The 25,008-nt window shown below is 68.5% G+C and carries 28 protein-coding genes; all 28 read left to right on the forward strand.

Annotation, left to right across the window (positions count from 1 at the left end; genetic code table 11):
- Positions 1–364: 364 nt before the first annotated feature.
- The 28 genes from QN163_08990 (at position 365) to QN163_09125 (ending at position 24,989) form a co-directional block, all read left to right on the forward strand.
- A complete protein-coding gene (locus QN163_08990) occupies positions 365–1,165 on the forward strand; it encodes an alpha/beta hydrolase (protein ID MDR5684147.1) in 801 nt (266 codons plus the stop codon).
- Positions 1,162–1,545: a nuclear transport factor 2 family protein gene (locus tag QN163_08995; GenBank protein ID MDR5684148.1), complete on the forward strand. Its 384-nt coding sequence runs from the start codon at positions 1,162–1,164 to the stop codon at positions 1,543–1,545. Before QN163_08990 ends, QN163_08995 begins: the two co-directional genes overlap by 4 nt.
- A 93-nt stretch (positions 1,546–1,638) precedes the next feature.
- Positions 1,639–2,400 (forward strand): class II glutamine amidotransferase, encoded by a 762-nt coding sequence (locus tag QN163_09000; GenBank protein ID MDR5684149.1) that lies wholly within the window; start codon positions 1,639–1,641, stop codon positions 2,398–2,400.
- Positions 2,401–2,605: 205 nt separating this feature from the next.
- Positions 2,606–2,791, forward strand: a complete 186-nt coding sequence (locus QN163_09005) for a hypothetical protein (GenBank protein MDR5684150.1) — start codon at positions 2,606–2,608, stop codon at positions 2,789–2,791.
- Positions 2,792–3,213: 422 nt separating this feature from the next.
- On the forward strand, positions 3,214–4,734 hold the full coding sequence (locus tag QN163_09010; protein ID MDR5684151.1) for a YifB family Mg chelatase-like AAA ATPase: 1,521 nt from the start codon (positions 3,214–3,216) through the stop codon (positions 4,732–4,734).
- 23 nt (positions 4,735–4,757) lie between these two features.
- A complete protein-coding gene (gene dprA, locus QN163_09015) occupies positions 4,758–5,819 on the forward strand; it encodes a DNA-processing protein DprA (protein MDR5684152.1) in 1,062 nt (353 codons plus the stop codon).
- A 53-nt stretch (positions 5,820–5,872) separates the two neighbouring features.
- Positions 5,873–6,532 (forward strand): NADPH-dependent F420 reductase, encoded by a 660-nt coding sequence (gene npdG, locus QN163_09020; protein MDR5684153.1) that lies wholly within the window; start codon positions 5,873–5,875, stop codon positions 6,530–6,532.
- Between the two features lie 2 nt (positions 6,533–6,534).
- Positions 6,535–7,290, forward strand: a complete 756-nt coding sequence (gene cofE / locus QN163_09025) for a coenzyme F420-0:L-glutamate ligase (protein MDR5684154.1) — start codon at positions 6,535–6,537, stop codon at positions 7,288–7,290.
- A 15-nt stretch (positions 7,291–7,305) separates the two neighbouring features.
- Positions 7,306–8,172, forward strand: coding sequence for an LLM class F420-dependent oxidoreductase (locus QN163_09030; GenBank protein ID MDR5684155.1), 867 nt, complete (start codon positions 7,306–7,308; stop codon positions 8,170–8,172).
- Between the two features lie 37 nt (positions 8,173–8,209).
- Positions 8,210–10,348, forward strand: coding sequence for a type I DNA topoisomerase (gene topA / locus QN163_09035; protein ID MDR5684156.1), 2,139 nt, complete (start codon positions 8,210–8,212; stop codon positions 10,346–10,348).
- A 5-nt stretch (positions 10,349–10,353) separates the two neighbouring features.
- Entirely contained in the window at positions 10,354–11,232 is an 879-nt protein-coding gene (gene xerC, locus QN163_09040; GenBank protein MDR5684157.1) for a tyrosine recombinase XerC, read from the forward strand.
- A 2-nt stretch (positions 11,233–11,234) separates the two neighbouring features.
- Complete coding sequence (gene hslV, locus QN163_09045) at positions 11,235–11,756, forward strand: ATP-dependent protease subunit HslV (GenBank protein MDR5684158.1); 522 nt, start codon at positions 11,235–11,237, stop codon at positions 11,754–11,756.
- A gap of 35 nt (positions 11,757–11,791) precedes the next feature.
- Complete coding sequence (hslU, locus tag QN163_09050) at positions 11,792–13,180, forward strand: ATP-dependent protease ATPase subunit HslU (protein MDR5684159.1); 1,389 nt, start codon at positions 11,792–11,794, stop codon at positions 13,178–13,180.
- 143 nt (positions 13,181–13,323) lie between these two features.
- A complete protein-coding gene (locus QN163_09055; protein ID MDR5684160.1) occupies positions 13,324–14,061 on the forward strand; it encodes a hypothetical protein in 738 nt (245 codons plus the stop codon).
- 177 nt (positions 14,062–14,238) lie between these two features.
- The gene (rpsB, locus tag QN163_09060; protein ID MDR5684161.1) at positions 14,239–15,054 is read left to right on the forward strand and encodes a 30S ribosomal protein S2; all 816 of its coding nucleotides are present in this window, start codon (positions 14,239–14,241) and stop codon (positions 15,052–15,054) included.
- Entirely contained in the window at positions 15,054–15,659 is a 606-nt protein-coding gene (tsf, locus tag QN163_09065) for a translation elongation factor Ts (GenBank protein MDR5684162.1), read from the forward strand. The genes rpsB and tsf overlap by 1 nt, the downstream gene beginning before the upstream one ends.
- Before the next feature lie 25 nt (positions 15,660–15,684).
- Complete coding sequence (gene pyrH, locus QN163_09070; GenBank protein ID MDR5684163.1) at positions 15,685–16,413, forward strand: UMP kinase; 729 nt, start codon at positions 15,685–15,687, stop codon at positions 16,411–16,413.
- On the forward strand, positions 16,410–16,967 hold the full coding sequence (frr, locus tag QN163_09075; protein MDR5684164.1) for a ribosome recycling factor: 558 nt from the start codon (positions 16,410–16,412) through the stop codon (positions 16,965–16,967). Before pyrH ends, frr begins: the two co-directional genes overlap by 4 nt.
- The gene (locus QN163_09080) at positions 16,967–17,182 is read left to right on the forward strand and encodes a hypothetical protein (protein ID MDR5684165.1); all 216 of its coding nucleotides are present in this window, start codon (positions 16,967–16,969) and stop codon (positions 17,180–17,182) included. The genes frr and QN163_09080 overlap by 1 nt, the downstream gene beginning before the upstream one ends.
- Positions 17,175–17,981, forward strand: coding sequence for an isoprenyl transferase (locus QN163_09085; protein MDR5684166.1), 807 nt, complete (start codon positions 17,175–17,177; stop codon positions 17,979–17,981). The genes QN163_09080 and QN163_09085 overlap by 8 nt, the downstream gene beginning before the upstream one ends.
- The gene (locus QN163_09090) at positions 17,971–18,762 is read left to right on the forward strand and encodes a phosphatidate cytidylyltransferase (protein ID MDR5684167.1); all 792 of its coding nucleotides are present in this window, start codon (positions 17,971–17,973) and stop codon (positions 18,760–18,762) included. The genes QN163_09085 and QN163_09090 overlap by 11 nt, the downstream gene beginning before the upstream one ends.
- A 16-nt stretch (positions 18,763–18,778) precedes the next feature.
- Positions 18,779–19,921, forward strand: coding sequence for a 1-deoxy-D-xylulose-5-phosphate reductoisomerase (locus QN163_09095; protein ID MDR5684168.1), 1,143 nt, complete (start codon positions 18,779–18,781; stop codon positions 19,919–19,921).
- On the forward strand, positions 19,921–20,952 hold the full coding sequence (rseP, locus tag QN163_09100; protein MDR5684169.1) for an RIP metalloprotease RseP: 1,032 nt from the start codon (positions 19,921–19,923) through the stop codon (positions 20,950–20,952). Before QN163_09095 ends, rseP begins: the two co-directional genes overlap by 1 nt.
- 3 nt (positions 20,953–20,955) lie before the next feature.
- The gene (locus QN163_09105; GenBank protein ID MDR5684170.1) at positions 20,956–21,612 is read left to right on the forward strand and encodes an MgtC/SapB family protein; all 657 of its coding nucleotides are present in this window, start codon (positions 20,956–20,958) and stop codon (positions 21,610–21,612) included.
- A gap of 12 nt (positions 21,613–21,624) precedes the next feature.
- Positions 21,625–22,290, forward strand: coding sequence for a rhomboid family intramembrane serine protease (locus QN163_09110; protein ID MDR5684171.1), 666 nt, complete (start codon positions 21,625–21,627; stop codon positions 22,288–22,290).
- A 69-nt stretch (positions 22,291–22,359) separates the two neighbouring features.
- A complete protein-coding gene (locus QN163_09115) occupies positions 22,360–23,565 on the forward strand; it encodes a methionine adenosyltransferase (GenBank protein MDR5684172.1) in 1,206 nt (401 codons plus the stop codon).
- The gene (locus tag QN163_09120; GenBank protein MDR5684173.1) at positions 23,562–24,614 is read left to right on the forward strand and encodes a hypothetical protein; all 1,053 of its coding nucleotides are present in this window, start codon (positions 23,562–23,564) and stop codon (positions 24,612–24,614) included. Before QN163_09115 ends, QN163_09120 begins: the two co-directional genes overlap by 4 nt.
- 99 nt (positions 24,615–24,713) lie before the next feature.
- On the forward strand, positions 24,714–24,989 hold the full coding sequence (locus QN163_09125; GenBank protein ID MDR5684174.1) for a zinc ribbon domain-containing protein: 276 nt from the start codon (positions 24,714–24,716) through the stop codon (positions 24,987–24,989).
- Positions 24,990–25,008 lie beyond the last annotated feature (19 nt).

Below are 25,008 nucleotides of genomic sequence, written 5' to 3' on the forward strand. Positions count from 1 at the left end.
TTTGGCGAATTGCGAAAAGTGGGCGCAAGAACGTCAGATTGTTCTTGTTATGGCAGAAGACTTGCCTCAACTACCTGATATTCTCAGGAAAATTGTAACAGGCGATAAGAATGCCGAACCAAAGCACATACCTTGTTATGCAAGAATCTAGCCGAGAACGCAGGCTAACAACGGGTTGCAGCCGACACGCTTCGCTTCGCTCCGCGTGCGGCTGAACCCTATCGTAGGCGGACGCATACAAACGAGGACAAGATGTGACTCAGAATCCTGAGATGCGCGCTTCGGCGGCCCTGGGCTGCAGCGCGGCAGATGCCGTCGAGGTGTTGGTCGTCAATCTCGGCGTCCGGGCGGTGATCCAGTGACCATGGCTGGGATCGCAGAGCGGTTCGACGTTACCTCCCGCGACGGCACGAAACTGGTCATGTGGGTGCGGGGTGCCGGCCCCGCGCTCGTCCTCGTCCACGGCTCGCTCATGGACCATCGCCGCTGGGATCCAGTCGTCGCTGAGTTCGACAGCTCGGTCAGCACCTTCGCAATGGACCGCCGAGGTTTCGGGGCTAGCGGCGACGCCCCAGGCTACGACATCGAGCGCGAGTTCGACGATGTCGCTGCCGTTGTCGATGCCGTCGCCGCGCGGACCGGTGGGCCCGTCGCTCTGTGGGGGCACTCCTACGGCGCCAACTGCGCCATGGGCGGTGCCGCCCGCTCGGCGAACGTGGGACGCCTCATTCTCTACGAACCGAGCCTTGGGCTCACCTACCCGCCGGGCACGCTCGACGCCATCGAGCAGGCCCTCGCGGGCGGCGACCCCGAGCGGGCCATCGTCCTGCTTTTGACCGACGTGCTCGGCATGAGCGACGCTGAGGTGGCCGCCATGAAGGCCAGCCCGCTCTGGGAGGCCCGCCTGGCAACCGCTCCGACCGTCGCCCGAGAAGGCCGCGCCGAGGAGGGCTGGGTGTGGAGGCCGGGCCAGTTCACGACGATCACTGCGCCAACGCTGATGCTCGCCGGCACCGAATCCCCGTCTCCGATCGCGCGATGCACGCAGCTCGCCGCCGACGCCATACCGAACGTGCGCATCCACACACTTTTTGGACATGGCCATCTCGCCCATGTCACCCACCCATCGATGATCGCCACTCTGGTCCAGGAGTTCATCACATGACCCCCACCGAGGTTCTCCGCATCGTCTTCGAGCGTTTCCGAGCCGGCGACCGCGACGGCGCCGTCGCCCTCTTCCACAAAGACGCCACGTTCATCTACGATGGGCCCGGAGGCCTCCATGGAACATACGTCGGCCACGACGCCATCCAGCGATTCTGGGCAAACCAGGACCGCCTCTCCGGCGGGTTCGTGCCTGAACTCCTCGATCTCGGCGAGAGCGACCGCCACGCGTTCCTTCTCGTCCGAATCGGCAAGCCGCCCGGCCCGTCGTTCCTGCGCGTGGTCGTATACGAGGTCCATGATGGGCTCATCACCGCGGCGCGGGTCTTCGAGGACGATCCGGCGGCAGCGCAGCAGTTCTTCGCATCCAACACGTCATGACCGGACGGCCGCCCAACAACAGCATGCAGCGGACGGTCCGCTGCGCGGCCCGCCGCTGAACCGGAGCGTTAGGCTTCAGGGAGAGAAAACGTCATGTGTGAGTTGCTTGGACTCAATTTCAACCAACCTGTTCGACCCACGCTGTCTTTTAGAGGGTTTCGTCACCGGGGCAAGGATAACCCACACGGATGGGGGATAGCCAGATTTGATGGACGAGCCTGTCAGGTATTTAAGGAGCCGATCAAAGCTTTGAACAGCAAGTTGGCCACGTTTCTTCGCGACTATGAGTATTTCGTGAGCAAGATTTTCATTGGTCATGTGCGTCGCGCTAGTAAAGGCAACCACACGCTTCAGAACACCCACCCCTTTGTGCGCACTTTTCGGTCTCGGGAAGTAGCACTTGCCCACAACGGCACTTTGGACCCAGTTATACCAAAGTCTGCATTGAAGTTTCACCCTGTGGGCGAAACTGATTCCGAGTACCTATTTTGCGCGTTTCTCACGAGATTGTCCGACGAGGGAATTCGCTTCACAGATTTTCAGAGAATTGAGGCTCTCCTTCGTGAATTCAACAGATTCGGCACCATGAATCTTCTTTTTTCGGAGGGGGATCATCTTTACAGTTATTGCGACCAATGTGGCTATAACAGCCTTTGCATGACTGAGCGGACTGCGCCATTTGATAGAGTATCTCTGCGGGACGAAGACTGGGAGGTTGATTTGGCTGAGGAGAAGCGCCCGGATCAAAGAGGTTTTGTGATAGCGACTCGCCCTTTGACGGATGAAAAGTGGAATGATCTGCCGCGAGGCTCCCTGCGTGTTTTCAAGGATGGGCAGTGCGTTTATGGTGCCTAACAAGGCGCTGCACCGGACGGCAATTCCGCTGCGCTCCATTGCCGCCGGTGAGCTTAATCGTTAGCCACACCGCGACCTCCTTGTCCGTCCCTGACTCACCGATCTCGTCCGCCGGGCACAGACGCGAAACCTGCTCTTCCTGTCGGCCGACGCCGGCTACGACAAGACCAGCCTGCTGCTGCTAGAGCGGCGCGGCCCCGAGGCCGTGCGCAGGCCGCACCGACGCGCCGCGGCGCAGCTGAAAACCGAGGGTCTGCCCGAGCAGGTAGTCCGCCACTGCATCGCGGCCGCCCTGTATGAGGAAGCCGAGCGGGTGATGAAGCCCATCCTCAGGGCACGACTCGCGGCCCGGGAGGCTGCGGGCGCCACCGGCATGCGGTCGCAGGTGTGAAGGCCGAGGTTGACAATCAAAGTCCAGCACTGCGGATCTACCAGATGTTCGAACACAACAAGTCGGCATTCCGGGCCCCGCCTGCGCGATCACGCTGTCCGGGTCACGGGGAAGTGCGGCTTCGAATCGTCGCTATGTCGCACCGCCCCGCTCGAGGTCATGCGTCACGCCTCGCGCGGGCTTTCGCCGCTTTGCGGGCCGTCTCCGAGGCCGGCCAGCTCCGCCGGGCACACGTCGGCTACCCATAGCCGGTCAGGCCTGCTGCCCAAACTGTCGCCTCACTCGATCAGGTGCCGCGGCAGGCCGGCCGGTTTCGTAAGGGCGTGCAACCCCAGAACATCCCAGCAGGCGAGGCCAGGCCGCTGCGAATTCCTTCCTGGCGGCCGTTCAGTCCCTTGGAGAGGTTGGGCGAGGAGGCGACTGTGCTGGCCAAGGCGATGTCGGTGGCGGTGCTCGGCCTGGATGCGTACCCCGTGAACGTCGAGGTGGACGTGGCGACCGGGTTGCCCGCGTTCACGATCGTCGGACTGCCGGATGCCGCGGTCCAGGAAGCCAAAGAGCGCGTCCGCGCCGCGATCAAGAACGCGAACTTCGAGGTCCCGGCCCGCCGGATCACGGTGAACCTGGCCCCCGCGGATGTGCGAAAGGAGGGTCCTGCCTTCGACCTGCCGATGGCCGTCGCGGTGCTGGCGGCCACCGGACAGATTCCGGCCGAAGGCTGCGCCGATGCGCTGTTTTTGGGGGAGTTGAGCCTCGACGGCAGCGTCCGGCCGGTCGCGGGCGTGCTGTCGGCGGCGCTGGCCGCGGCTCGGATGGGTCTGCGGCGGATCGTGGTGCCGGCGGACAACGCCGAGGAGGCGGCGATCGTGCCGGACATCGAGGCGTATCCGGTCTCCCACCTCCTCCAGGCTGCGCGGTTCCTCGCCGGTGAGGTCGCGATCCAGCCCGCGCGCCGCAACGGAGCACACGCAGACGGCGCTGACTGGGACGTCGACTTCGCCGAGGTGCGCGGCCAGGAGCACGCCCGGCGTGCGCTGGAGATCGCCGCAGCGGGCGGCCACAATGTGCTGCTCGTCGGGCCGCCGGGATCGGGCAAGACGATGCTGGCGCGCCGGTTGCCGACGATCCTGCCGCCGCTGGCGTGGGACGAATCGGTGGAGGTGACGCGCATCTACAGCGCCGCCGGAGCCCTGCCGGCGCGCGGTGCACTGATCACACGCAGGCCGTTCCGCGCGCCGCACCACACCAGCAGCTACGCGGCCCTGCTGGGCGGCGGTACGGTGCCGCGGCCCGGAGAGGTGAGCCTGGCGCACCGGGGTGTGCTGTTCTTGGACGAGCTGGCCGAGTTCCACCGCGACGTCCTCGAGGCGCTGCGCCAGCCTCTGGAAGAAGGCCGCGTGACGCTGTCGCGGGCTGCCGCCACCCTGACGTTCCCGGCGTCGTTCATGCTCGTGGCCGCGATGAACCCTTGCCCGTGCGGTCACTTGGGCGACCGCGTGCGCGAGTGCCCGTGCACGCCCTCGCAGGTGCGGCGCTACCAGGCGAAGGCGTCGGGGCCGCTGCTGGACCGCATTGATCTGCACGTGGACATGCCGCGCGTGCCGGCCGAAACCGTCGTGGAGGGAGGAGCCGGCGAGCCGTCGAGCGCGATGCGCGCCCGTGTAGAGCGGGCGCGGCGGATCCAGCAGGAGCGGTACGCCCGCAGTGCGTTCCGCTGCAACGCCCACGTGCCGCCGCGCATCCTGCGCCGAGTGGCGGCCGCGGACGAGCCCGGCCGCGCGCTGCTGCGGGCGGCGATGGACCGGCTGGGGCTTTCGGCGCGTTCGCACGACCGCATCCTGCGGGTGGCGCGCACCATCGCGGACCTGGAGGGGTCCGAGGAGGTCAGGGCAGTGCACGTCGCGGAGGCGATCCAGTACCGGTCCCTCGATCGGAAGGGTTAGCCCTCAGGGAGCGCGATTGCATCATGGGAATCGTCACGGAGCAGGACGCCTGGCTGTTGCTCAACGCCGTCACGGGGCTGTCTTTGCGCCGGAAACATGCCCTGGTCGCGCGGACCGGGGACCCGCGCGCCGTCCTGGCGCTTTCGGACGACCGTCTGGCGGAGCTGTGCGGCCCAAAGGCGGCTTCGAAGATCGCCGCCGCGCGCACGCACACGGCCGACGCGCTGCGCGCGCAAGCGCAGCGGCTCGGGCTGCGGATCCTGACGTTGGCTGATACGGACTACCCGGACTGCCTGCGGACCATCGTAGACCCCCCGCTCGCGGTGTACGTGCGCGGGCAGGTCCCGCCGGATCCGCGCGTCGGGGTCGTGGGGACCCGTCGGCCTTCTCACGAAGGGGAGGAGGTCGCATTCGGGATCGGCCGGGACCTGGCGCAAGCAGGGGTGTGCGTGGTCAGCGGTCTGGCGCGGGGCATCGACGCGGCGGCGCACCGGGGCGCGCTCGAAGCGAGCGGTCCCACCATCGCGGTGCTGGCGTGTGGCCTCGATCAGGTGTATCCACCGGAGCACCGCGACCTCGCCGATCGGATCGCCCACCGCGGCGGGCTGATCTCCGAGCATCCGCCCGGCACCCCGCCGCTGCCGCACCACTTCCCGGCGCGCAATCGCATCGTCAGCGGACTTGCCCGTGCGGTCGTCGTGGTTGAAGCGCGCCTGCGCAGCGGCGCGCTGATCACCGCCGACTTCGCCCTGGAGCAGGGACGTGAGGTGTTCGCGGTGCCGGGCTCGGTGCTGAATCCCCGTAGCCGCGGGCCCCACCGGTTGCTGCGGGACGGAGCCCACCTCGCGGAGTCCGCAGACGACGTCTTGGAACTGCTCGGAATCCCCCTCCCGGCGCGATCGGCCCCGCTCAGCGCCGACGACCGGGCGCTGCTGGACGTGCTGTCCCAACCCCGTCACCCAGACGAGATCGCCGGCTCGTGCCCCGGCGGTGCGGCGGCGCTGGGGGCGCTGCTGACGTCGTTGGAACTGCGAGGCGCAGTCCGCCGGCTCGCTGGCGGACGGTACGTGCGGACGGTGCGCTGACTGCGCGGGACACTCCGGCAGGTGCGGCAGCGCGCGGCACGAATGCTCCCGGTGTGACGACTGCGTTGCCATCGGTGGCCGTGATCGGCGGTACCGGCAGGCAGGGATGGGGGCTGGCCGTCCGGTGGGCCGGCGCGGGTGTGCACGTGATCCTCGGATCGCGCGACGCGGCGAAGGCGCGTGCGGCCGTCGACAGAGCGCACCAGATACTCGGCGACGCGCCGATCGAAGGGGCGACGAACCCCCAGGCGGCAGCCGCCGCCGAGGCGGTGGTGCTCGCGATTCCGTTTGCGGGCCAGGAAGCGATCCTCGCGGAGATCCGAGAGCCGGCCGCCGGCAAGGTCGTCATCGATACCACGGTGCCGCTGCGCACGTACGCGCCCGCAGAACTGGAGCAGATCACGGACGGCTCGTCGGCGCAGAGGATCCAGCGCCTGCTACCGGAGTCGCGCGTGGTTGCCGCGTTCCACACGGTGTCGGCGCACCGCCTGCGCCGGTTCGCCGAGGCGTTGGCAGAGGATACGCTCGTCTGTGGGGATGACGCAGCCGCCAGGCAGACCGCCACCGCGCTGGCCGCCCGGATCGGTCTGCGCGGCCTCGAGGTCGGCGGTCTGGAGGCCTCAGCAGCCCTCGAGCACCTCGCGGTCGTGATCCTGCGGCTGAATTCCCGATATGGACGGAAGGCCATCGGCGTCCGCTTCGTCGGGCTGTAGCGGTGACCATCGGCGAGATCCAAATCCGCGTCTTTCCGTTCCCCCGTGTGGAGCCGGGCGACGACGTCCCCGAACTCGTCGTTCGTTGCCTGCGCGCGCAGCACGTCGCGCTGCGGCCCTCGGACGTGCTGGTGGTCGCGCAGAAGATCGTATCGACCGGCGAGGGGCGGATCGTCCGGCTCGAGACCATCGAGCCGTCCGCCCGCGCCCTGGCGCTGGCCCGCGAGGTGGACAAGGATCCGCGGCTGGTCGAACTGGTGCTGCGCGAATCGACGGCGATCGTCCGCCGGCGACCCGGCACCCTGATCGCGCGGCACCGGCTGGGGTTCGTGTGCGCGAACGCCGGGGTGGATCTCTCGAACGCCGGGCCGGGTTGCGCGGTGCTGCTGCCCGCTGACCCGGACGCATCGGCGCACCGCATCCGTGCTGCGATTGCCGATGCGTACGGGGTCTGGGTCGGGGTGATCGTCTCGGACACGCACGGACGCGCGCACCGCGAGGGTGCGGTCGGCGTGTGCGTCGGGGTGGCGGGGATCCGACCTCTGGCGGACCACCGGGGACGGCGGGATCTGTTCGGTTACGAGCTCCGCAGCTCGGTCGAGGCGATCGCAGACGAGATCGCCTCGGCGGCGACGCCGCTGATGGGTCAGTCCGACGAGCAACACCCTCTGGCGCTGGCGCGTGGGTTTCCCGTGACCACCGGCGTCGGCAGTGCGGCGGAACTCGTTCGGCCGCGACGGCGCGATTTGTTTGAGTGAAACGAGGTGCCAGCGGTGCGCATCGGCGTGGTGTTCCCGCAGACGGAGATCGGCAACGATCCGGTGGCGATCCGGGACTACGCCCAGGCGGCGGAAGGCGCGGGATACGACCACCTGCTCGTATACGACCACGTCTTGGGTGCACACCCCGATCGGTTCGCCGAACTGGGGATCCGCCCCCCGTACACCTACGAGGACGCGTTCCACGAACCGATGGTGCTGTTCGGCTATCTGGCTGCGCTGACCCGTCGCCTGGAGCTGGTGACCGGGATCCTGATCCTGCCTCAGAGACAGACTGCGCTCGTGGCCAAGCAGGCCGCAGAAGTGGACGTGCTGTCCAGCGGGCGGTTGCGGCTGGGCGTCGGGTTGGGGTGGAACCCGGTGGAGTACGAGGCGCTGGGCGAGCGGTTTGCCGACCGGGGGCGGCGCATCGAAGAGCAGATCGCCTTGCTGCGCTCCCTGTGGACGAGCGAACTCGTGGACTTCGCCGGCCGCGATCATACGGTGCGCCGCGCCGGGATCAACCCGCTGCCGGTGCGCCGGCCGATCCCGATCTGGATGGGCGGCGCTGCGGAGGGGGCGCTGCGCCGCATCGCGCGGATCGCCGACGGGTGGTTCCCGCAGCTGCGCGCGGGCCCGCAGGCGGCGGAGGTCGTGGAACGGGTACGCTGCTACGTGCGAGAAGCGAGACGGCCGGTGGAGTTGTTCGGGATCGAGGGACGGATCAGCGCAGCGGGTGCGTCCGAGGCGGAGTGGATCGAGGCACTGGAGGCGTGGCGAAAGATGGGTGCTACGCACGTCTCGTTCAACACGATGCGCGGTGGACTGTCGCCGGCCGGTCACATCGAGGCCATCCGCCGGATCCGCGAGGCGATCGCCTGACGGGGCGCGTTGACCTCGTATGCTAACATGGGGCCGCGTGAGAAGCGCACAGGCGCTGGGGCTTGCCATGACACAACCGAACTTGGTCATCGTCGAGTCGCCGACCAAGGCGCGCACACTGAAGAAGATGCTCGACCGCCGTTATCGGGTCGTGGCGTCGATGGGACACGTACGCGACCTCCCCAAGTCCAGGCTCGGTGTCGACGTTGAGCGGGGCTTCGCCCCCCACTACATCGTCATCAAGGGCAAAGGGCAGATCATCAAGGAACTCAAACAGGCCGCCAGGGAAGCCAAGACCGTTTACCTGGCGCCCGACCCCGACCGCGAAGGGGAGGCGATCTCCTGGCACCTGGCCTCGGTGCTCGACGGTGTGAACCGCAACATCCGCCGGATCGAGTTCCACGAGGTGACCCGCGAGGCGATCCGGCGGGCACTGCAGCATCCGCGCGACATCGACGCCAACCGGGTCAACGCGCAGCAGGCGCGGCGCATCCTCGACCGTCTGGTGGGCTACAAGCTCAGCCCGCTGCTGTGGAAGAAGGTGCGCGGCGGGTTGAGCGCAGGGCGCGTCCAGTCGGTCGCCGTGCGCCTGGTCTGCGACCGTGAACGCGAGATCGAGCAGTTCGTGCCGACGGAGTACTGGACGATCACGGCGCGGCTGTCCAAGCACGAGGCGGACGCGATCTTCGAGGCACGTCTGCACAGCCGCGGGACGGATCGGATCGAGATCCCCGACGAGCAGACCGCCCGCCGCATCCTCGGAGACCTCGAGGAGGCCGCCTACGTCGTCGCCGACGTGCGGCGCAAGGACCAGCAACGCCACCCCTCACCACCGTTCATCACGAGCACACTGCAGCAGGAAGCCAACCGGCGCCTGGGGTACACGGCGTCGCGCACCATGGCGATCGCCCAACAACTCTACGAAGGGCTGGACGTCGGCGAGGAAGGGACCGTGGGCCTGATCACCTACATGCGCACCGACTCGGTGCGCGTCGCTCCTTCGGCCCAGCAGGAGGCGCGGCGGTTCGTCGCCGAACGGTACGGGTCCGAGTACGTGCCGGCCCAGCCGAGGCGGTACGCGACGCGCCGCGGCGCCCAGGACGCGCACGAGGCGATCCGTCCCACATCCGTCTTCCGGACCCCGGAACGCGTCAAGCCCTACCTGCGGGCCGACCAGTTCAAGCTGTACAAGCTGATCTGGGAGCGCTTTATCGCCAGCCAGATGGCTTCCGCGGTGCTCGACACGCTGTCGGTGGACATCCGGGCCAAAGCGTATACCTTCCGCGCCACCGGCCAGCGGCTGAAGTTCCCGGGCTTCCTCAGTGTATACCGGGATGCGGCGGAGGCCGGCGAAGAGGAGCGCGAGGGGTGGCTGCCCGAACTGACCGTCGGCGAGGTCCTGCGCCTGGTCGCCCTGACGCCGCAGCAGCACTTCACGCAGCCGCCTCCTCGCTACACGGAAGCCACGCTCGTGCGTGCCCTGGAGGAGAAGGGCATTGGCCGCCCATCCACGTACGCGCCGACTCTGGAGACCATCAAGAAGCGGGGGTACGTGCGCGTCGAGGAGCGCAGGCTCGTGCCGACCGAACTGGGCCGCCTGGTCGATGACCTGCTGCGGGAGCACTTCCCCGAAGTCGTGGACGTCGGATTCACGGCCACCCTGGAAGCCGACCTCGACAAGGTGGAAGAGGGCAAGGCGGACTGGGTGGAGGTCGTGCGCGAGTTCTACGACCCGTTCGAGCGCGACCTGCGCAGGGCGGAGGCGCTGATCGAGGAGGTCGATCTTAAACCCGAGCCCATCGGGGAAGCGTGCCCCCAGTGCGGGCGCGAGCTGGTGCGCAAGCAGGGGCGGTTCGGCGAGTTCATCGCCTGCACCGGATACCCCGAGTGCACCTATACGCGGCCGATCGGGATCGGGGTGGCATGTCCGAAGTGCGGCGGCGAGATCGTCGAGAGGCGGTCCCGCCGCGGTCGGATCTTCTACGGCTGCGCGAACTACCCCGGCTGCGACTTCACCGCCTGGGACCGGCCCACCGCACAGCGGTGCGAGGTCTGCGGCTATCCGATGGCGCACAAGCGTCCGCGGCGCGGGGGTGCGTACTACCGCTGTGTCAACCCGACCTGCAGGGCCGCCCGACGTGAGGAACACGAACGGATCCCCGTCGGAGCTCGGTGACCGACATGCGGCGCGAGATCGAACGGTTCGTGCGGACTCTGGAAAGCGAACGGGGTCTGTCGGCGCATACGCTGCGCGCGTACGGGCACGACCTGCGGCACTTCCACGCCTTCCTGCAGGGCGAAGGCGTGACGGACTGGGCGGCGGTCGACGCCGGGACCGTGCGCCGGTACCTCTCGCGCCGGGTCGCCCAGGGATCCCGCGCGACGGTGGCGCGACGACTCAGCGCGCTGCGGGCGTTCTTCCGGTTCCTGGCGCGGGAAGGGAGGGTGGGCGGCAATCCGGTCGCTGCGATCCGGACGCCGCGACGGGGCCGGCGCCTGCCGAAGTTCCTGACGCCCGAGCAGGTGCGCGCGCTGCTGGAAGCACCTGACCCCGCCACACCGGAAGGGCTGCGTGATCGGGCCATCCTCGAGCTGCTATACGGCAGCGGGCTGCGGGTCAGCGAACTGGCGGGGTTGAGTGTTGCCGACGCTGCGGGCGGACGCGAGATGCGCGTTACGGGCAAGGGGCGCAGGGACCGCGTCGTGGTGCTGACCGCCGCAGCACGTGCCGCTCTCGACGCCTACCTGGAGCGCGGCCGCCCTGCGCTGGCCCACCCACAGACCCGGGCGCTGTTCGTGAACGCCCGTGGCGGCGCGCTGTCGGTGCGCGGGGTGCAGTACCGTCTTGCGCTGTGGATCCGACGGGCGGCGGCCGGATTGCGCTGCAGCCCACACACCCTGCGGCATACGTTCGCCACCCACCTGCTGGAGGGGGGTGCCGACCTGCGCGTCGTCCAGGAGCTGTTGGGCCACAGCAACCTCGCGACGACCCAGGTCTATACCCACGTGACCCGATCACGGCTGAAGGAAGTGTACGACCGCGCGCATCCGAGGGCGTAGGCATGCGCTCCACGACCATCCTCGCCGTACTCCGCGACGGACGCGCCGCGCTGGCCGGCGACGGCCAGGTGACGTTCGGCCAGACCGTAGTCAAGCACGGCGCGACGAAGATCCGGCGCATCGGCGACCGGGTGCTGGCTGGCTTTGCGGGCAGCGCCGCCGACGGCCTCACCCTGTTCGAGAAGTTCGAGGCGAAGCTGACAGAGCACCGCGGCAACCTTCCCCGCGCGGCGGTCGAACTCGCCAAGGAGTGGCGGACCGACAGGGTGCTGCGGCGCCTGGAGGCGATGCTCGTGGTGTGCGACCGCGAGCACCTGTTGCTGATCTCCGGAGCCGGAGACGTCGTCGAACCGGACGACGGCGTGGCGGCCGTCGGATCAGGGGGTCCATACGCTCAGGCCGCCGCGCGCGCGCTGCTGCGACACACCGATCTGCCCGTGGACCGGGTTGTTCGGGAGGCGATGCGGATCGCAGCCGAGATCTGCATCTACACCAACGAGCAGATCACCGTCGAGACGCTCTGAGCGGGTGGTGCGAGGCCCCAAACATGCCGATCCCAATGGAAGAGCTTACGCCGCGGCGGATCGTCGCCGAACTCGACCGGCACATCGTCGGCCAGGCCGCGGCCAAGCGTGCGGTCGCCATCGCCCTGCGCAACCGGTACCGGCGCAGCCGGCTTCCAGAAGAGATCCGGCGCGACGTGATTCCCAAGAACATCCTGATGATCGGCCCCACGGGGGTCGGCAAGACGGAGATCGCACGCCGCGTGGCACGCCTGGTCGACGCTCCGCTCGTCAAAGTCGAGGCGACGAAGTTCACGGAAGTCGGCTACGTCGGTCGTGACGTGGATTCGATTATCCGCGATCTGGTGGAAGTGTCCGTCCAAATGGTCCGTGCGGAGCGGATTGCCGCGGTGCAGGATGAAGCCCGGCGGCTGGCGCGCGAACGCATCCTGTACGCGCTCGTGCCCGAGCCGCAGCGTCCGGCGGCCAACCCGCTGGAAGCACTGTTCGGCGCCCGCGGCGTCGAACCCGCGACCGAGGGAGCAGCGCGCCGGGACGCGGAGGAAGCGAGCGCGCGCCGTGAGGCGCTGCGCGTCCCGCTGGAGCGCGGCGACTTGGACCGGGAAGTCGTGGAGATCGAGGTCGAAGAGCAGGGTTTGCCGATGATCGAGGTCTTCAGCGGTCAGGGCGTGGAAGAGATGGGCGTCAACCTCCAGGACGTGCTCGGCGGCCTGCTGCCCAGACGCCGCAAGAAGCGCCGCGTCACGGTCGCCGAGGGACTGCGGTTGTTGGCCGCCGAGGAAGCACAGAAGCTGATCGACCAGGAGCAGGCGCAGCGCGAGGGCGTGCGGCGAGCCGAGGAGATGGGGATCGTCTTCATCGACGAGATCGACAAGATCGCGGGTCCGCCCGCCGCCTCCGGTCCCGACGTCTCGCGGGAGGGCGTCCAGCGGGACCTGCTTCCGATCATCGAGGGGTCGACCGTGGGCACCAAGTACGGGCCGGTTCGCACCGACCACATCCTGTTCCTGTGCGCCGGGGCGTTCCACGCGAGCAAGCCGTCCGACCTCATCCCTGAACTGCAGGGCCGGCTCCCGATCCGTGTCGAGCTGGAGCCGCTGACCAGGGCCGACTTCCTGCGGATTTTGACCGAGCCGGAGAACGCGCTTACCAAGCAGTACCGCGCGCTGCTCGCCACCGAAGGAGTGGACGTCGTATTCACGCCCGACGGAGTTGAGGCGATCGCGGAGATCGCCGCGGAGATCAACGAGCGCAGCGAGGACATCGGCGCCCGGCGCCTGCACACCGTCCTGGAGAAAGTCACCGAGGAGATCTCGTTCGCCGCTCCCGACGGGCCGCGCCGCGTGGAGATCGACGGCGCCTACGTCCGGGATCGGCTGCGCGACGTACTGCGGGATCGCGATCTCAGCCGCTACATCCTCTGAGCTGCGTTCCGTCCTCCGCGTACGCCGGGCCCAGGTCACGGGAATCGGAACCGCACGGTGCGCCCCATCCGTAGGAAGAGTGACAACTCTCTTCATCGGGGCGTCGGGCCCGACGGGGTCGCGGCGCCGCGGGGGAGTCTGTGATGGTGGAGCTGCTGGAACGGGCCAGGAGGATCGTTCGAACGGTCGGTACGACGGCGGAACGCCACTGCGCCCGCGACGTGCTGTCGACGTTGGCGGAGATGATCCGGGCCGGTGTCGTCCTGGTGGACGCGGAAGGACAAATCCGGGCGGCGGCGGGTCGGGGCGTTGGCGATCGGCTGGCGGTGGGGACCCACATCCCGGCCGACGCGCGGCGGCAGTTCGCTGCCCCGCAGGCACCGCGCCAGGGTCTGAGCGAAGGCCCGGTGGCCTCGCTGTTCTCGCCCGGAGGGAAGGTCAGCGCCGTGCCCCTGCGCGCGTTCGGCCGCCGCGTCGGCACGCTGTTGATCGTGCGGGACGCCCCGCCCGACGACCGGGACCGCGTGCTGATCGAGTACACGGGTGCGCTGCTGGCGCTCGACCTGGCTTCAGGAGGGGATGGCGACCGCGATGGAGCCTCGACGGAACGGCTACGGGCGGCTCTGCGTGTGCTGTCGTACTTGGAGGTCGAGGCGGTGTGGTACGTCCTCGCAGAACTCGAAGGTGACGAGGGGATCGTCGTCGCCAGCCGCGTGGCGGACCGAGTCGGCATCACCCGCTCGGTGATCGTCAACGCGCTGCGCAAGCTCGAGGGTGGACAGGTCCTCCGGACCCGGTCCCTCGGAATGAAAGGAACCCACATCCAGGTCCTCCACCCGTCGCTGCGCGGGGAACTGGAGCGGCTGCGCTCCCGCTGCTGACCGCGGCCCTGCCGGTTTTCTGCTATACTACGTCGGGCGCGCCGGTGGCTCCGGGTCGACCGGGGGAGACGGCCGCACTTCCGCACGCGCGACGGCAGGCGAGGGGTCTCGAACACGGATTCGGGCCTTGCGGGCTCCCCGGAGAGCACATCGCGCGGAGGCAAACCAGGAGGCAGGATGCCCGTCGTCAGCATGAAGCAACTGCTCGAATCGGGAGTCCACTTCGGGCACCAAACCCGGCGGTGGAACCCGAAGATGGCCCGGTTCATCTTCACCGAACGGAACGGCATCCACATCATCGACCTCCAGAAGTCCGTTCCCCTGATGGAGGAGGCGTACCGTTTCGTCCGGGACACCGTCGCGCAGAGCGGACTGGTGCTGTTTGTGGGGACGAAGAAGCAGGCACAGGACGCCATCCGCGAGGAAGCCCAGCGTGCCGGCATGCCCTACGTCAATCAGCGGTGGTTGGGCGGCATGCTGACCAACTTTCAGACCATCCGACGCCGGGTCGACCGGCTCCGCGAGATCGAGCAGCTGCGCGAGATGGGCCAGTTGGAGATGCTCACCAAGAAGGAACAGGCCCGGGTCCTCGAAGAGCATGCGCGGCTGGAGAAGTACTTGGGCGGGATCAAGATGATGAATCGGCTACCGTCCGCAGTCTACGTCGTGGACACGCGGAAGGAGCACATCGCGGTCGCCGAGGCCCGCAAGCTGGGGATTCCGATCGTCGCGATCGTGGACACCAACTGCGATCCCGACGAGGTCGACTACCCGATGCCGGGCAACGACGACGCGATTCGGGCGGTGCGTCTGATCACCAGCCGGATCGCCGACGCCTGCATCGAAGGGGCCGAGGAACGGCGCAAGCACGCGGCCGAGGAACCGGTGCCCGTCCCGGAACCCGTGCCGCTGGACGGGGAGGTAGACGGACAACCGATGACGGCGGAGGCGTACGAGCGCAGCGAGAGCGAAGAGGAGGAAGCAGAGGTCTGATGGCGGCGACGGCAGAACTCGTGAAGGAACTGCGGGCACGCACCGGCGCGGGCATGATGGATTGCAAGGGCGCTTTGGAGGAGGCCGGCGGAAACCTCGACAAAGCCGTGGAGCTGCTGCGCAAAAAGGGGCTTGCGAGTGCGGCCAAGCGAGCGGGGCGCGCGGCCAGCCAGGGTTTGGTGGATGCGTACATCCACGGCGGCGGGACGCTGGGCGTGCTGATCGAGGTCAACTGCGAGACGGACTTCGTTGCCCGCACGGAAGAGTTTCGGGCCCTGGTGCGGAACCTGGCGATGCAGGTGGCCGCCACCGACCCCCAGTACGTCTCGGAGGCGGAGATCCCAGCCGAGGTCCTGCACCGGGAACGGGAGATCGCGCGCGCGCAGCTGCAACAGACGATGCGCGATCGCCCTCCAGCCGCGCTGGAGAAGGCGGTGGAGGGCAAGCTGCGCAAGTGGGTCGAGACGGTCGTGTTGCTTGAGCAGCCCTACATCCGCGACGAGAAGAAGAAGGTTTCGGAGATCGTCCAGGAGACGATCGCCCGGACCGGCGAGAACATCGTCGTGCGGCGCTTTGCGCGGTTCCGGCTGGGAGAAGCGACCTGAGGTCCGCAGCCGACCACCCGCTCCGATGCTACAGGCGCGCTACCAGCGCATCGTCCTCAAGATCAGCGGCGAGGAGCTGAGCGGCCCCGAGCCAGCCACCCTGGACCCCGAGGTCCTGCGGCTGATCGCGCGCGAGGTGCGGGCGGTGCAGGAGCTCGGCACCCAGATCGCTCTCGTCGTCGGAGGCGGCAACATCGTGCGGGGCGCAGAATTCAGCCGCAAACTCGGCATCGACAAGGTGACCGCTGACTACATGGGGATGCTGGCCACCGTCATCAACGCGCTGGCGCTGCAGGAGGTGCTCGAGAGCCACGGCCTGCAGACCCGGGTGCAGAGCGCGATCGCCATGCACGAGATCGCCGAACCGTTCATCCGACGCCGTGCCGTCCGCCACCTCGAGAAGGGCCGGGTGGTGCTGTTCGCGGCCGGAACGGGCAGCCCGTACTTTACGACCGACACGACCGCGGCGCTGCGCGCAATCGAGATCGAAGCCGGCGCGGTGCTGATCGCCAAGAACCGTGTGCCCGGCGTCTTCGACAAGGATCCCAACCGCTACGCCGACGCGGTGATGTTCGACCGGCTGACCTATCTCGACTACATCAACCGCGGCCTGCAGGTCATGGACACGACGACGGTGTCGCTGTGCATGGACAACGGTTTGGACATCTGGGTGTTCAACCTGCAGGAACCCGGCAACCTCGCGCGGATCGTCCGCGGCGAACACGTCGGCACGCTGATCGGAGGCGTGCGATGATCGCCGACATCCTCCGGGACGCCCGTCAGAGGATGCAGAAAGCCGTGGAGGCCACGCAGCGGGAGTTCGGCGGACTGCGCACCGGGCGCGCGAGTCCGGCGTTGGTCGAGCACATCCGCATCGACTACTATGGCACCCCAACGCCGCTCAACCGGATCGCCACGATCTCGGTGCCCGAGCCGCGCCTGCTCGTGGTCCAGCCGTGGGACAAGAACGCGCTCAAGGCGATCGAGAAGGCGATCCTGCAGAGCGAACTCGGACTCGTGCCCAGCTCCGACGGCGCGGTGCTCCGCATCCCGATTCCTCCGCTGACGGAGGAGAGACGGCGCGATCTCGTCAAGGTGGCGCGGCGGCACGCCGAGGAGGGGCGTGTGGCCGTGCGCAACATCCGCCGCGAGGCCAAGGAGATGATCGAGGAGCTGGAAGACGCCCACGAGATCTCGGAGGACGAGGCCAAGCGGGCGCAGGACGAACTGCAAAAACTCACCGACAAATTCATTGCGGAGATCGACGCCCTGCTCGAGAAGAAGGAAGCGGAGATCCTGACGCCGTAATGACGCCCGACGTCGTCGGCTACCCGCTCGACGAGGCGCGCGCGCTGCTGGATGCGCGCACCGTGGAGCTCCGCCTGACCGCGCCGCCTCGCGCGACCGGTCGGGGCCGACAGAGGGTGGTTCGCCAGCGCGAGATCGAAGGTCGCGTGGAGCTCGTCGTGGTCTGGGAGCAGTATGAGCGCGCGTCCCGCCCATCGCGGCCCTCACGTGGCTGAGCCACCTGCCATACGCCCCGGGGACCCCTCACCGACGACCGAGGCTGCACTCCCCCACGATGAGGGGCTGCGCCGCCTGGGGCTGGATCCCCGAAGGATTCCCGCGCACGTCGCGATCATCATGGACGGCAACGGCCGCTGGGCCACCTCGCGCGGGCTGCCGCGCATCGAGGGTCACCGGGCGGGGCGGGAGGCGATCCGGGAAGCGGTGCGCGCCGCGCGCGAGTTCGGGATCCGTGTTCTGACGCTGTACGCCTTCAGCACCGAGAACTGGCGCCGGCCGCGCGAGGAGGTCGAAGCGCTGTGCGCCTTGTACGAGCAAGTGCTTCGCGAGGAGACGCAGGAGCTGGCGCGCGAGGGCGTACGGATCCGCATCATCGGCGACCGGGAAGCCTTCCCACCTGGCTTGCGCGAGGCGATCCGCTACGCGGAGGAGGCGACTGCCCACAACCAGGACCTGGACCTTGTTGGGGCGTTGAACTACGGCGGCCGCGCGGAGGTGGTGCGGGCGGCACGGGCGCTGGTGGAATCCGGCGTGAGGGGGATGCTGCGGCCGGAGCAGGTGGACGAGGACGCATTCGTACAGTGCCTGCAGACGTACCCCCTGCCCGATCCGGATCTGCTGATCCGGACCGGGGGGGAGCAACGCATCAGCAACTTCTTGATCTGGCAGTGCGCATACGCGGAGATGTACTTCACTCCCGTGCTGTGGCCGCAATTCACCCGTCAGACGCTGCTCGATGCCCTGCGGAACTACCAAGCGCGGGTCCGCCGGTTCGGTGGTCTCGATGCTGACTAGACGCCTGTTGACCGCAATGGTCGGCGTGCCCCTCGCCGTCGCGGGGATCTGGGTGGGCGGGTGGTTTTTCGCCGCGCTGGTGTGCATGGTGGTCGCGTTCGGAACATGGGAGTTCTATGCGCTGATGAACCGCGCGGGATACGTGCCGAGTCGGGAGGCGGGCATGGTCGCTGCCGTGGCCTTCGTGGTCCTCGCGCACGTCGGCGAGCACCGCTGGATCCCGACGCTGCTGGCGGGCCTGCTGCTGTACGCGCTGTCGGCGCAGCTCGCCGAACGGCGAGGCCGCGCCCTGCCCAACGCCGCGGGCACCGCGCTGGGTGCGCTGTACGTCGGCTACTTCGCCGCCCACCTCCTCCTGCTCCGTCGGCTGCCCGACGGCGTTGCACTGACGCTGCTTGTGCTTGGAGCGGTGTGGGTTGGCGACAGCGCCGCCTACTTCGTCGGGCGCAGAATCGGGCGCCGCAAGCTGCTGCCCGAGGTGAGTCCGGCCAAGACGATCGAGGGTGCCGTCGGCGGCCTGGGGGGTGCCCTGGTCGCGGCGTTGGGGGTAGGATGGGCCGCCGGCCTGCCGGCGGCGTTCGCGGTGGTCGGCGGCCTGGCCTGCGGCGTGGCGTCGCAGGTGGGTGACCTGTGGGAGTCGGCGATCAAACGCGAAGCGCGGGTGAAAGACTCAGGCAACCTCCTGCCCGGACACGGTGGTTTCCTGGACCGGTTCGACGGGCTGTTGTTCGCGGGTGTGATCGCTTACTACGCGTTCGGGCTGTGGACGGGGGCGATCTGAGCACGGTCACCATCGGATGAAACGTCTCGCCATCCTCGGATCCACCGGATCGATCGGGCAACAGGCGCTGCAGGTCGCCGATGCGCTCGCCGACCGCGTACGCGTCGTCGCGCTGGCGGCCAGGCGGGACGTCGACACGCTGGCTGAGCAGATCCGCCGCTGGCGACCCGAGGCGGTAGCCGTCTGGGAACCCGCCGCCGCGGCGGCGCTGGCCGACCGCGTCGCCGGGTGGCGGGGCGAGTTGTTCGCGGGGCCGCCCGGCCTCGAACGTGTGGCGGGGTGGCCGTCGGCGAATGTGGTGCTCGTCTGCGTGGTGGGCATCGCTGGTCTGGTGCCGACCCTCGCGGCGATCGCCGCCGGCAAGGACGTGGCGCTGGCCAACAAGGAAGCCCTCGTCGCCGGCGGCCCGCTCGTCCGGCGCGCGGTCGCCGAGCACGGCGTCCGGCTCATTCCGGTCGACGGCGAACACAGCGCGATCTACCAGTGCCTGCGCGCGGGACACCGCGACCAGGTGGCGCGCATCGTGATCACCGCTTCGGGCGGTCCCTTCCTGCGCCGCTCACTCGAAGGGATGGAGTGCGTCACGCCGCAAGAAGCGCTGGCCCACCCGACCTGGCGGATGGGGCCGAAGATCACCGTGGACTCTGCCACGCTGATGAACAAGGCGCTCGAGGTGATCGAGGCGCGGTGGCTGTTCGACCTACCCCCCAGCCGGATCCAGGTCGTGATCCACCCGCAGAGCATCGTACACGGTATGGTGGAGTTCGCCGACGGGTCCGTGGTGGCCCACCTGAGCCCCCCCGACATGCGCCTGTTCATCCAGTACGCGCTGACCGACCCCGACCGCACGCCCCCGGCCCACACACCGATGGACTGGACGGTACATCACACGCTCACCTTCGAGCCGCCCGACCTGCGCCGGTTCCCGTCTTTGAGCTACGCGTACGAGGCGCTGGCCGTCGGTGGCACGATGCCAGCGGTCCTCAACGCTGCCAATGAGGCCGCGGTCCACAGGTTCCTGGCTGGCGAACTCGGCTTCGCGCACATCCCCCGGGCGGTCCGCGCCGCGATGGAGTTGCACGAAACCGTTGCAGACCCCAACCTGGAAGATATCCTGGAGGCGGACCGCTGGGCCCGGGCCGTGGTAAGGAGTCTGTGATGCCGATCGTGCTCGCGATTTTGGCATTCGGCCTGATGATCCTGGCCCACGAGCTCGGCCACTTCCTCGTGGCCAAGCGCGTGGGCGTGACCGTGCACGCCTTCGCGGTGGGGTTCGGCCCGGCACTGTTTCGGTTCCGCCGGGGTAATACGCAGTACAGCCTCAATGCCCTCCCGCTGGGCGGCTACGTGCGTCTGGAGGGCGAGGACTTCGCAGACGGCGAGGGCCCGGGGTCGTTCCGCCAAAAGAGCGTGTGGGCACGCATCGCCGTCGTGGCGGCCGGTCCGGCGATGAACCTGGTGCTCGCCGCGCTGCTGTTTGCCGTCAGTGTGTGGGTGTACGGACTGCCCGAGCGTGTCACCAACGAGATCGCCGATCTGCGGCCCGGTTGGCCCGCCGCGCAGGCGGGGCTGCAGCGGGGTGATCGGATCGTCGCGATCGACGGGCAGACGATCACCGACGGTGAGGCGATGGTGCGTACGATTCACCGCAACGCCGGCAACCCTCTGAGGTTGACCGTGCAGCGCGACAGCCGGACTTTCACGGTGACGGTGACGCCCCGGCTCGATCCGCGGCTGCAGGTGGGCGTGACGGGTATCACGCCCGGGGTGCAGCGGCGCTCCTTCGGGCTCGCAGGCGCCCTGGTCTGGGGTGCGCAGCAGACCGTGCGCGCGATGCGCGAGATCGTCGTGGGCATCGCGCGGCTGGTCACCACAGGCAGCTTTTTGGAGGAGCTGGCTGGCCCGGTGGGCGCGGTGCGGCTGCTGGGGGATGCCGCGCGGGTCGGCGTCGACGCCTACCTTTTCATGACCGCATTCTTGAGCATCATGATCGGCATGTTCAATCTGCTCCCCCTCCCGGCGCTGGACGGCGGGAGGCTGGGCTTCCTGCTCGTCGAGGCGATCCGGCGCCGGGGGATCGACCCGCGCCGAGAGGGCTACGCCCACCTGGTCGGGCTGGCGCTGCTGTTGATGCTGATCCTTGCACTCACCTATCGTGACATCCTACGATGGGTGGGCACGAGTTACTAGCCCATGATCGACACCTTCGAAATCGGCCTGCGCCTGCTTCTCGCGATCATCCTCGGAGGGATCGTCGGCATCGAGCGCGAGGTCTTGGAGAAGCCGGCGGGGTTCCGGACACACATCCTCGTCACGCTGGGGGCGGCCACCTTCACGCTGGTCAGCCGTTACGGATTCTTCGGCAGCGGGGCTGACCCGGCCCGCATCGCGTCCAACATCGTCGTCGGAATCGGCTTCATCGGTGCCGGGACGATCTGGCGGCACGGGGCCGGTGTCGGTGGGCTCACCACGGCCGCCAGCCTCTGGACGGTGGCGGCGATCGGCATGGCCGCAGGTGCCGGGTTCTACGCGGGCGCACTGCTGGCGACGGCGCTCGTGGTCGTCGTGCTCCACCTGTTCGCCCGGGTGGAGCGCCGCCTGCCGCGCCGGGTCGAGGGCGCGGGCATCCTGACGATGACGACGGTCGATCGCCCCGGACAGCTGGGGAGGATCGGGTCGATCCTCGGGCGCTACCAGGCGAGCATCGAGGGCGTGGAGATGACCGAGAGGCTGGACGGCCGCGTGAACCTGCAACTGGCGGTGCGCCTGCCAAAGGCCGCCGACCGCGAGAAGGTGCTCTTGGCTGTGGCCGAAGCCGAGGGTGTGGACCAGGCCGCCTGGGAGCGGTAGCCTGCCCCGACGATGATCCCACTGCGCGACAGCGAGCCGTCTCGCCACACGCCCGCCGTCATGCTGTCGATCCTCGCAGCGAACGTGGCGGTGTTCCTGTACACCGTCTCCTTGCCGAACGAGGCCGCGATCGGGCGGTTGTTCCAGACATTTGGCCTCGTGCCGGCACGGATCGCCGGGCCGGAACCCCCGTACTACGCCTTCGTCACGTCGATGTTCCTGCACGGCGGCTGGCTGCACCTGATCGGCAACATGCTGTACCTGTGGATCTTCGGCAACAACGTCGAAGACGCGATGGGCCCGTTGCGCTTTGCGACCTTCTACATGCTGTGTGGGATCGCCGCAGCGCTGGCCCAGATCCTGATCGACCCGACCTCATCGGTGCCGATGGTCGGTGCGAGCGGCGCGATCGCGGGCGTGCTGGGCGGCTACCTGATCCTGTATCCCAGGGCACGCATCCTCGCGCTGGTGCCCCTGGGGTTCTTCACCCAGGTAGCAGAAGTGCCGGCGCTGCTGTTCTTGCCGATGTGGTTTCTGCTTCAGCTGCTGTACGGAGTCGCCTCCCTGGGGGTCCAGACCCAGGGCGGCGGCGTGGCGTTCTGGGCCCACGTCGGCGGGTTCGTCGCCGGGCTGATCCTCGTCCGGCTGTTCGCGCATCGCACGCACGCGTGGCGTTAGCCACCTCCCCTTGCGGTGGGCACGGATGCTAGGATCGTCGAGTGGGAGACTGCCAGCGGAGGGAGATCGGTGACGCGCAACATCCTCGTGGAAGCACTGCCGGGCGTACCCGTTTCCGAACACCAGGTGGAGTTGGTGGAGCGCAAGGGCGTAGGGCATCCCGACTCCATCTGTGACGCCATCATGGAGCAGGTGTCGGTCGAACTCAGCCGCGCGTACCTGGAACGGGTGGGCACGATCCTGCACCACAACATCGACAAGGCCTTCCTGGTGGCGGGCGACGCCGAGGTCCGTCTGGGCGGCGGGGTGATCCGCGAGCCGATGCGCTTGATCTTCGGAGACCGAGCCACCTACCGCCTGGGCGAGGTCGAGATCCCCATCGGCGAGATCGCGACCCAGACGGCCAAGCGGTGGATCCGCCGACACCTGCGATTCGTGGACCCGGATGAACACGTGACCTACGACATCCAGATCAAGCCCGGGTCCCCCGAGCTGGTGGACATCTTCCACCGCACCGAGATCGGCGCCAACGATACCTCGGCCGCCGTCGGCTACGCACCGCTGACGGAGACCGAGCGCATCGTGCTGGAGACCGAACGGTACATGAACTCGGCGGCGTTCAAGAAGCAGTTCCCGGAGGCCGGCGAGGACATCAAGGTGATGGGGATCCGTACCGGCAGCGCGCTGCACCTGACCGTGGCGGTGGCATTTGTGGACAGGTTCATCGACAGCGAGCGGACGTACTTCCGGCGCAAGGCACAGATGCACGAAGCGGTCCTGCAGCACGTGCGCGCGCATTCGTCGATCGAGGACGTCGCGCTGCACCTCAACAACGCCGACGAGCCCGACCGGGGAATCGGGGGGATGTACCTGTCGGTCACCGGGACCTCGGCAGAGAGCGGCGACAGTGGGCAGGTCGGCCGCGGGAACAAGGTGAACGGCGTGATCGCCCTGAACCGTCCGATGGGCACCGAGGCGGCCGCCGGCAAGAACCCGGTATCGCACGTCGGCAAGATCTACACGATCCTCACGCACCGCATCGCGCAGAGAGTCTACGACGAGGTGGCCGGCGTGCGGGAGTGCTACATCTGGTTGTGCAGCCAGATCGGCGAACCGATCGATCGCCCCAGGGTGGCGGCGGCGCAGGTGATCCTGGAGCCCCGCGCGCGACGCAGCCGGGTGCTGCGCGGGGTTCGCGAAGTGCTCGACCGTGAGCTGGCGGACGTGCGCGCTCTGATCCAGGACCTGGCCGCCGGCAAGTACACGGTGGTGTGAGACCACCTGCCAGAGGGTCGGCAACCCGCGCCGCCACGGCCATCGTTGCCCTGGCGCTCGTTGCCTGCCAGGTCCAGTTCTCCCGCGTCCCCAAGCCCGAGCCGGTGGCCTCGCTGGAGGTGGTCCGTGTCGGTCGGATCACCGACCGTATGGCGATCAGCAACGCCAGCTGGTCCCCCGAAGGGGATCAGATCGCGTTCGGCACCCAGACCGGCGTCTTCGCGCTCACCCTCGCCACCGGGCAGGAGCGCCGGATCGTCGCCCTGCAGCCGGTCACCGGGTTGGACTGGTCGCCGAGCGCACTGTGGCTCGCAGCGATTGCCGGCGGTCGGCTGTTCGTGGTGGACGCGGCCCGTGGCACCGCCACACCTCTGCCCACCGAGGGGGTCGTGCGTGGGTTCCGCTGGGGCCCTGGAGGCGAGCGCGGCGTCGCGATCGTCGAGCGCGACGGCTACCACGCCTGGCTGCTCAGCCGCGACGGCGGGGTGCGAAGGCCTCTGCTGTCGTCGCCCTCTGGGACGTGGATGGGCGACCTGGGCTGGTATCCCGACGGCGTGTATGCCTTTGTCCGGATCGAGGACGCCTCCGGCGCGACGCGGGCGCAGTGGCGGGTGCGCGTGGCCGGGGGGGACCGCGCTGCGGTGCCGCCGCCGGTAGGGGTCGTCGTCAGGTCGGTGCTGTCGGCAGACGGGCGGTGGATCGCCTACGTCCTCGGGCGGGAGGGCAGCATGTCACTGTGGGTGGGGCGATCGGACGGCTCGTCTGTGCGCCGGATCGCCCACGCGGTGCGGATCACCGACGCGGCTTGGTCCCCTCAGTCCGACAAGGTCGCCTACGCGGAGGTCGCCGGCGACGAGCAGGCGACGATCTGGATCGCCGATGCGGACGGCCGCAGCCGGCTGCACGTGACCGACTACCGTCCCGAACTGGCCGACCACGGGTTCGAAGTCGCGCTGGCATGGAGTCCGACGGGGCGGGCGCTGGCATTCGGCACCAACACAGCGCACTCCGCAGGCCCGGTTTGGATCGCACACCTGGCACGCAGGTAGCCGCGGCGCGGGCGCCCGGCCGACGCCTCGGTTGACGGACAGGCGGCGGCGGGAGAAGAATGGAGGCAGTTCATCGTCGTATCCATCGGAGGTCCGTACGTGCCTGTCTACGAATATCGATGCCCACAGTGCGACAACCGGTTCGAGACGTTCCACGGAGTCGACGCCCAAGCGCCCCGGTGCCCGCGGTGCGGGGCGACACCGCGCCGCGTCTACGGATCCATCGGAATTGTCTTCCGCGGTTCGGGGTTTCACGTGACCGACTACCGACGCCGTGAGAAGTCGTCGGGCGACGGCGCGGCGTCGGAGGGCAAGACCTCGGCGAAGAGCGACGGTCCGGAGGCCCGAAAGGAGACGGCCAAGACTTCCGACTGAGCGCCGCGGTGCGGCCCGT

This window comes from Armatimonadota bacterium (genome assembly GCA_031432545.1).
Classification (GTDB): Bacteria; Sysuimicrobiota; Sysuimicrobiia; order Sysuimicrobiales; family Sysuimicrobiaceae; genus Caldifonticola; species Caldifonticola tengchongensis.

Excerpts from the sequence above, each read along its gene's own strand:
- dprA (MDR5684152.1), top strand. The coding sequence starts at position 4,758 with ATGGGAATCGTCACGGAGCAGGACGCCTGGCTGTTGCTCAACGCCGTC.
- QN163_09095 (MDR5684168.1), top strand. The coding sequence starts at position 18,779 with ATGAAACGTCTCGCCATCCTCGGATCCACCGGATCGATCGGGCAACAG.
- rseP (MDR5684169.1), top strand. The coding sequence starts at position 19,921 with ATGCCGATCGTGCTCGCGATTTTGGCATTCGGCCTGATGATCCTGGCC.
- frr (MDR5684164.1), top strand. The coding sequence starts at position 16,410 with ATGATCGCCGACATCCTCCGGGACGCCCGTCAGAGGATGCAGAAAGCC.
- tsf (MDR5684162.1), top strand. The coding sequence starts at position 15,054 with ATGGCGGCGACGGCAGAACTCGTGAAGGAACTGCGGGCACGCACCGGC.
- rpsB (MDR5684161.1), top strand. The coding sequence starts at position 14,239 with ATGCCCGTCGTCAGCATGAAGCAACTGCTCGAATCGGGAGTCCACTTC.
- QN163_09055 (MDR5684160.1), top strand. The coding sequence starts at position 13,324 with ATGGTGGAGCTGCTGGAACGGGCCAGGAGGATCGTTCGAACGGTCGGT.
- QN163_08990 (MDR5684147.1), top strand. The coding sequence starts at position 365 with ATGGCTGGGATCGCAGAGCGGTTCGACGTTACCTCCCGCGACGGCACG.
- pyrH (MDR5684163.1), top strand. The coding sequence starts at position 15,685 with ATGCTACAGGCGCGCTACCAGCGCATCGTCCTCAAGATCAGCGGCGAG.
- QN163_09090 (MDR5684167.1), top strand. The coding sequence starts at position 17,971 with ATGCTGACTAGACGCCTGTTGACCGCAATGGTCGGCGTGCCCCTCGCC.
- hslU (MDR5684159.1), top strand. The coding sequence starts at position 11,792 with ATGGAAGAGCTTACGCCGCGGCGGATCGTCGCCGAACTCGACCGGCAC.
- xerC (MDR5684157.1), top strand. The coding sequence starts at position 10,354 with ATGCGGCGCGAGATCGAACGGTTCGTGCGGACTCTGGAAAGCGAACGG.
- QN163_09000 (MDR5684149.1), top strand. The coding sequence starts at position 1,639 with ATGTGTGAGTTGCTTGGACTCAATTTCAACCAACCTGTTCGACCCACG.
- QN163_09080 (MDR5684165.1), top strand. The coding sequence starts at position 16,967 with ATGACGCCCGACGTCGTCGGCTACCCGCTCGACGAGGCGCGCGCGCTG.
- QN163_09105 (MDR5684170.1), top strand. The coding sequence starts at position 20,956 with ATGATCGACACCTTCGAAATCGGCCTGCGCCTGCTTCTCGCGATCATC.
- hslV (MDR5684158.1), top strand. The coding sequence starts at position 11,235 with ATGCGCTCCACGACCATCCTCGCCGTACTCCGCGACGGACGCGCCGCG.
- QN163_09110 (MDR5684171.1), top strand. The coding sequence starts at position 21,625 with ATGATCCCACTGCGCGACAGCGAGCCGTCTCGCCACACGCCCGCCGTC.
- QN163_08995 (MDR5684148.1), top strand. The coding sequence starts at position 1,162 with ATGACCCCCACCGAGGTTCTCCGCATCGTCTTCGAGCGTTTCCGAGCC.